Origin of the sequence: Meiothermus rufus DSM 22234 (assembly GCF_000423425.1) — a bacterium.
GTDB lineage: Bacteria > Deinococcota > Deinococci > Deinococcales > Thermaceae > Meiothermus > Meiothermus rufus.
The window spans coordinates 1-6,615 of sequence record NZ_AUHY01000069.1 but is presented as its reverse complement, the minus strand read 5'-3'; the positions used below and the strand labels follow the sequence as shown (position 1 = coordinate 6,615).

General features: G+C 65.4%; 7 protein-coding genes. All 7 read left to right on the top strand.

Going from position 1 to position 6,615, the window contains the following annotated elements:
- Positions 1-1,467: copper-translocating P-type ATPase (locus G552_RS17095; RefSeq protein ID WP_425411442.1), on the top strand; the 1,467-nt coding region annotated here is incomplete at its 5' end.
- Positions 1,468-1,504: 37 nt separating this feature from the next.
- Positions 1,505-2,086, top strand: coding sequence for a DUF305 domain-containing protein (locus tag G552_RS0111585; protein ID WP_245575189.1), 582 nt, complete (start codon positions 1,505-1,507; stop codon positions 2,084-2,086).
- Positions 2,087-2,194: 108 nt separating this feature from the next.
- The gene (locus tag G552_RS0111580; RefSeq protein WP_013156683.1) at positions 2,195-2,398 is read left to right on the top strand and encodes a CopZ family metallochaperone; all 204 of its coding nucleotides are present in this window, start codon (positions 2,195-2,197) and stop codon (positions 2,396-2,398) included.
- A 16-nt stretch (positions 2,399-2,414) separates the two neighbouring features.
- A complete protein-coding gene (locus tag G552_RS0111575) occupies positions 2,415-2,705 on the top strand; it encodes a metal-sensitive transcriptional regulator (protein ID WP_027883187.1) in 291 nt (96 codons plus the stop codon).
- A gap of 79 nt (positions 2,706-2,784) precedes the next feature.
- Positions 2,785-5,295, top strand: coding sequence for a heavy metal translocating P-type ATPase (locus tag G552_RS0111570; protein ID WP_084640433.1), 2,511 nt, complete (start codon positions 2,785-2,787; stop codon positions 5,293-5,295).
- A 155-nt stretch (positions 5,296-5,450) separates the two neighbouring features.
- Entirely contained in the window at positions 5,451-5,876 is a 426-nt protein-coding gene (locus G552_RS0111565; RefSeq protein WP_027883185.1) for a hypothetical protein, read from the top strand.
- Positions 5,877-5,879: 3 nt separating this feature from the next.
- Positions 5,880-6,131 carry a glutaredoxin family protein gene (locus G552_RS0111560; RefSeq protein WP_027883184.1) on the top strand — a complete coding sequence of 84 codons (252 nt, stop codon included), beginning with the start codon at positions 5,880-5,882 and terminating at the stop codon, positions 6,129-6,131.
- Positions 6,132-6,615: the final 484 nt, after the last annotated feature.

The window sequence follows — 6,615 nt, the reverse complement described above, 5'->3', positions numbered from 1 at the left end:
GGTGAGAAGATCCCGGTGGATGGGGTGGTGGTCTCGGGCCAGAGCTACGTGGACGAATCCATGATCACCGGCGAGCCCATCCCCGTGCTCAAATCCGAGGGGGCCAAAGTCATCGGGGGAACCCTCAATCAAAACGGGGCTTTCACCTTCCGGGCCACCGCCGTGGGGGCCGATACGGCCCTTGCGCGCATCGTGCAGATGGTGCAAAACGCTCAGGCTTCCAAAGCCCCGGCGCAGCGCCTGGCCGACCTGGCCGGGAAGTACCTGGTTTTCGTCGCGCTGGGCTCGGGCGTGCTGACCTTCCTCTTCTGGTACTTCCTGGGAGGGCAGGGGCTTACCTTCGCCCTCACCGTCGCAGTATCGGCCATCGTGATCGCCTGTCCCGACGCGCTGGCCCTGGCGACGCCGACCGCGATCACGGTGGGGGTGGGGGTGGCGGCCCGGGAGGGCGTACTGTTCAAGAACGCGAGCGCGCTCGAGGCCACCGCCGCCATCGACACGGTGGTCTTCGATAAGACCGGCACCCTCACCGAGGGCAAGCCCGCGGTAACCGACCTCGAGCCCTTCACCCCCTTCACCCCCGAAGAGCTGCTGGCCCTCGCTGCCTCCGCCGACCAGCCCTCGCAGCACCCCCTGGCCCGCTCCATCGTGCGGGCGGCCCAGGAAAAAGGCCTCGAGCCGCACCCACCCGAAAGCTTCGATTCGGTCCCCGGATACGGCGTGGTGGCCCAGGTTAAAGGGCGCAGGGTGCTCATCGGCAACCGGAGGCTCATGAAGCGGGAAGGCGTCGAGGTGGGCGGGCTGGAAGAACGGGTGTCCCGGCTGGCCGCCGAGGGCAAGACCGCCATGTACGTGGCGGTGGACGGTCAGCCCGCAGGAGTGGTCGCGGTGGCCGACGTGATCCGCGAGTCCGCCCGCAAGGCGGTGCAGGCGCTGCACCGCATGGGTATCCAGACCGTGATGCTCACCGGCGACAACCGCCGCACCGCCGAGGCCGTGGCCCGCCAGCTGGGCATAGACACGGTAATCGCCGAGGTCTTACCCGAGGACAAAGCGGCTAAGGTGAAAGAGCTCCAGGCCCAGGGGCGCAAGGTGGCCATGGTCGGCGACGGGGTCAACGACGCCCCCGCCCTGGCCGAGGCCGACGTAGGCATCGCTATCGGGGCCGGCACCGACGTGGCCGTAGAGACCGCCGACGTGGTGCTGGTAAGGAATGACCCCGCCGATGTCGCCAAGGCCATTCAACTGGCCCGCAAGGTACGCGGGAAGATCAAGCAGAACCTCTTCTGGGCGGCCATCTACAACGTGCTGGCCATCCCCATCGCGGCGGGCGCGCTCTACAACAGCTACGGTATCCTGTTGCGGCCGGAGTGGGCAGCGCTGCTGATGAGCGCTTCCACCGTGATCGTGACGGTGAACGCCCTGCTGCTGGGGGTGGGGTCACGGCAGCGCTTTACACGGGCTTAACACAAATCCGCCACCATCGTGCAGGAGAGGTAGAAAGATGATGCGAACAATCCTGGCACTTACACTCGCGCTCGGCTTGGCCCTGGCCCAGACCGACCACTCGCAACACGGGGGCATGGCCATGCAGAGCATGGCCGTGCTGGAAAAGCTCACCGGCAAGGATTTCGACATCGCCTACATGTCGATGATGATCGAACACCACAAGGGCGCGGTGGAGATGGCCCAGGCCGTGCTCAAGGTCTCGAAGGACGCCCGCATCCGCAAAGCAGCCCAGGAGATCATCGCCGTGCAGAACAAGGAGATTGGCCAGCTCACGGCCTGGCTCAAAGCTTGGTACGGGGTGGCGCCCTCCCGGATGTACATGGATATGATGAAAAGCGATATGAAGCCCATGATGGACACGGCCATGATGAGCATGCAAGCCATGCCGGGGCATGCCATGCCGGTAGACCGAGCTTTTTTAGAGGGGATGATCCCCCATCACCAAGACGCCATCGACATGTCCGAGCTGGCCCTGAAGAAGGCCACCAAGCCTGAGCTCAAGAAGTTCGCCCAGCAAGTCATCGCCGTGCAGCGCCGCGAGATCGAGCAGTATCGGGAGTGGCTAAAGTCCCTTTGAAGCCACCTGCCGCGCTAACCCCACCCCTCCCTGGGTGGGGTTGACTTTATCTCCAGCGAAGTCTAAGCTGGAAATGTACCCCTCCCCTGGAGGGGGTGGAGGCGAAAGATGAGCATTGAACTCAAAATCGAAGGCATGAGCTGCGGCCACTGCAAGATGAGCGTCGAGAAGGCCCTTAAGAGTGTGCCGGGCGTGGAGAAGGTGGAGGTCTTCCTGCAGGAGGGCCGGGCCATCGTCGAGGGCAACGCTCCTGTGGACCGGCTCATCAACGCGGTGCAGGAAGAGGGCTATACAGCCTCCGTCCGTCCGTGATCCAGAGGGAGGGAATGTGAACCCCATCGCCGAGCACACCCTGCACCTTGATCCCAAGGTTCGGCAGGAGGCGCGCAACCGGCTGCTTTCGGCCAAGGGGCACCTCGAGGGCATCCTCAAGATGCTGGAGGGCGAGCCCTACTGTGTGGACGTGCTTAAGCAGATCAAGGCCGTGCAGGGCGCCTTGGACAAGGTGGGTGACCTGGTCTTGAAGAGCCACCTCGAGCACCACGTGGCCAGCGCAGCCCAGCGCGGCGACGCCGATACGCTGGTTGAAGAACTGATGGAAGTGCTGAAGTACCGTTAGCCCCACGTGGCCCGATGAACCCGTCGGGCCACCTTTTCTCAGCCATCCCCTCCCCAGGAGGGGTGCGTCGGGAGGCAATGTGAAAGAACTGCAAATCGGCGTCCAGGGCATGACCTGCGCGGCCTGCGCGGGCCGGGTCGAGCGCGGGCTCAAGAAGGTCGAGGGGGTCGAGGCGGCCTCGGTCAACCTGGCAACCGAACGCGCTACGGTCGCCTACGACCCCGCTACCACCACTCCACAGGCCCTGATTGAGAAGATCCAGGAGGTGGGCTACACCCCGGTGGTGGCCGAGGCCGAGCTGGGCGTCACGGGCATGACCTGCGCGGCCTGCGTGGGGCGGGTCGAGCGCGCTTTGAAGAAGCTCGACGGGGTGCTCGAGGCGAGCGTTAACCTCGCCACCGAGCGGGCCACGGTGCGCTACCTCCCGGCCAGCACCGGCCCGGCCCAGTTCAAGCGGGCCATCCGCGACGCCGGGTACGGCGTGCTCGAGTTGGGGAAGGGCCAGAACCGCGCCGACCTCGAGCGCGAAGCCCGCGCCAAGGAGATCGCCAACCTGCGCCGCGCGGTGCTCTTGGCCGCCGCCTTCGCCCTCCCGCTCTTCCTCATCGCCATGCTGCCCATGCTCTTCCCGCCTGTCGAGGAATGGCTGATGCGCACCTTCGGGCACGGCGTCATGGCCGCACTCTCCTGGGTGATGCTGGCCCTGGCGACCCCGGTGCAGTTCGGCCCCGGCCTGCGCTTTTACCGCCACGGCTGGAAAGCCCTGCGCTCGGGCTCGCCCGACATGAACAGCCTGGTGATGATCGGCACCAGCGCAGCCTACTTCTATAGTCTGGCGGTGGTGCTCTTCCCCGGCCTCTTCCCCCCGCAGGCCCGCCACGTCTACTTCGAGGCGGCGGGGGTGGTGATCACGCTGATCCTCTTGGGCAAGTACCTCGAGGCCCTCGCCAAAGGCCGCACCTCCGAGGCCATGCAGCGGCTGCTCTCGCTGCAGGCTAAGACCGCCCGGGTGGTAGAGGGAAGCACCGAGCGGGAAATCCCCGTGGACGAGGTCCTGCCCGGCGACCTGATTGCGGTGCGCCCTGGTGAGAAGATCCCGGTGGATGGGGTGGTGGTCTCGGGCCAGAGCTACGTGGACGAATCCATGATCACCGGCGAGCCCATCCCCGTGCTCAAATCCGAGGGGGCCAAAGTCATCGGGGGAACCCTCAATCAAAACGGGGCCTTTACCTTCCAGGCTACCGCCGTGGGCGAGGGTACGGTGCTGGCCCAGATCATCAAGCTGGTCGAGGCGGCCCAGGGCTCTAAGCCCGCCATCCAGAACCTGGCCGACCGGGTGGTGGCGGTGTTTACCCCCATCGTGCTGGGCATCGCCCTGCTCACCGCGGGGGTGTGGCTGCTCTTCGGCGGAGAAAACGCCCTGACCTTCGCGCTGGTCAACACCGTGGCGGTACTGATTATCGCCTGCCCTTGCGCGATGGGCCTGGCGACCCCGGTGAGCGTGATGGTGGGCACCGGCAAGGCCGCCGAGATGGGGGTGCTCTTCCGCAAGGGCGAGGCCCTGCAAACCCTGCAGGAGGCCCAGGTGATCGCCCTCGACAAGACCGGCACCCTCACCCAGGGCAAGCCGGAGCTCACCGATTTGCAAGCCCTTGAGGGCTTCGACGAAGCCGAGCTGCTGCGCTTGGTAGCTTCCTTAGAGAAAAGTTCGGAGCACCCCGTGGCACAGGCCATCGTCAAGGCCGCGCAGGGGCGGGGCTTAGAGCTGAGCGAGCCCGTAGACTTTGAGGCGCTTCCCGGCTACGGGGTGGGTGGGCAGGTGGGGATGTACCGGGTGGAGGTGGGCGCCGACCGCTACATGGCGCGGCTGGGGCTGGACGTGTCGGCCCTCGGCGCCGAGGCGGCCCGGCTGGCCGACGAGGGCAAGACCCCCCTCTACGCCGCCGTTAACGGGAAGCTGGCGGCCATCCTGGCCGTGGCCGACCCCATCAAGGAAGGAACCCCCGAGGCCATCGCCGCCTTGCACCGCCAAGGTCTCAAGGTGGCCATGATCACCGGCGACCACCGACGCACCGCCCAGGCTATCGCCCGCCAGCTCGGCATCGACGAGGTGCTGGCCGAGGTCTTGCCCGCGGGCAAGGCCGACGCGGTAAAAGAACTTCAAGCCCAGGGCTACAAAGTGGCCTTCGTGGGCGACGGCATCAACGACGCCCCGGCCCTGGCCCAGGCTGACGTGGGCATCGCCATCGGCACCGGGACCGACGTCGCCCTCGAGACCGCCGACGTGATTCTGATCTCGGGCGACCTGCGCGGGGTACCCAACGCCATCGCACTCTCGAGGGCCACCCTCAAGAACATCCGGCTCAACCTCTTCTGGGCCTTCGCCTACAACATCGTGCTGATCCCGGTGGCCGCGGGCGTGCTCTACCCCCTGGGCGGCTGGCTGCTCTCGCCGGTGCTGGCCGGTGCCGCGATGGGCCTCTCTTCGGTGTTCGTGCTCTCCAACGCCCTGCGCCTGCGCGGCTTCCAGCCCCCGCTGAAGGCCGAGAACCCGCTGCCTCGGCCCAGCCCCCAGGCTGTCCCTGCTTAGGCGGTGCCGCTGCCTGCAATGCGGCGCAGAAATCTACCATGCCTGCGGACATCGGCTAGCGCCTCTCGAGCGCGTGTGGCTCAAACCCAGACCTGGGGATCATTGCGTGTTCTGTTCGTACGGGGATGCACTTGTCTCCCAAGACAGGAGGAAGTATGAGCGAAATAACCCAAGAGAAGGACAAGTCCCTCGGCCTGTTCGTGGCCGGCCTCAAGACCAGCAAAGATAAGGTCAAAGACCGCCAGGCCTTCGTGGCCCGTTCCCAGGCCAAGTACAGCGCCCCCCTGGTGGGCGGCTTCCAGATGCTTGGGCTTGGCGGCTCCTGCGGCAAGCCCGCCTTCCTGCTGCCTTTCGCCACCCGTTGGACGCTGGAGAAGGTGGAGGCCCTCGAAGCGGTGGCCGAGCGTTTCGGGATGACCATGGAGTACGGGGCTTACCCCCACCTCAAACTACCCGACGGCACTGAAATCGCCGCCGTTCACGACTGGCTACACGAGACCCATGTCTACCTGCGACCTTCCTACGAGCGCAAGGAAGAACTGATCCAGGCCATAGCCGAGGCCATAAAGCCGGCGGGGTAGGCTGTGCTGATCCTCTACTCGACCCCGTGGTGCGGGGACTGCAAAGCCCTCAAACAGGCGCTGGCTACCTTCAACCTTCCCTACCGAGAGATCAACATCGACCAGCACCCTGAAGCCGAGCAGGAGGTATTGACCCTCAACAACGGGCGTCGCGGCGTGCCCACTTTGGTGTATGCCGGACAGGCGGCTTCGTTCAGCGGTTTCTCCGTGGCCAGGCTCAGGGCCTGGCTCCAGGCGGTCGGGATCCAGCCTTAAGTTGCTCGAGGTGGCTTTGTCAAAAGCCATCCTGAGCGACCCTCGCAGGCATGCTCGGGAGAAGAATTGGAGCGCCATAGCGGGTCTGTCAAAATGCTCATTTTGCAGGCTCACTGTGGCGCGACTTAGGGTGACGACCCCCCAGGGCCGGAAGTCCGGGGCTTCTCGGTTCTTGCAGAACGACCCCCCTCTTGGACACGGGCCGCACGGTGAAGACGAGAATGCGTCCGAGCTGAGACGCATGTCTTGAAGGCTCCGCCCGAGCTTGAGTCCGGCAATCGGGGCTTTACACTGGCTTAACCCAAGTCGGGGAACATGTGTCTATGGAGACCCACGCTGCCCACTCGAGCCCTCGCTGGCCCGTTCTGGAGGTGTCGTTCAAGAACTTAGGACTTACGCAGTTGGCTGAAGGATGTGGAGGGGATGGGCGAGATAACTTCGTATTGCCTCGCGAACAATGGACGCCTTGGCCTCGTACCAGCTC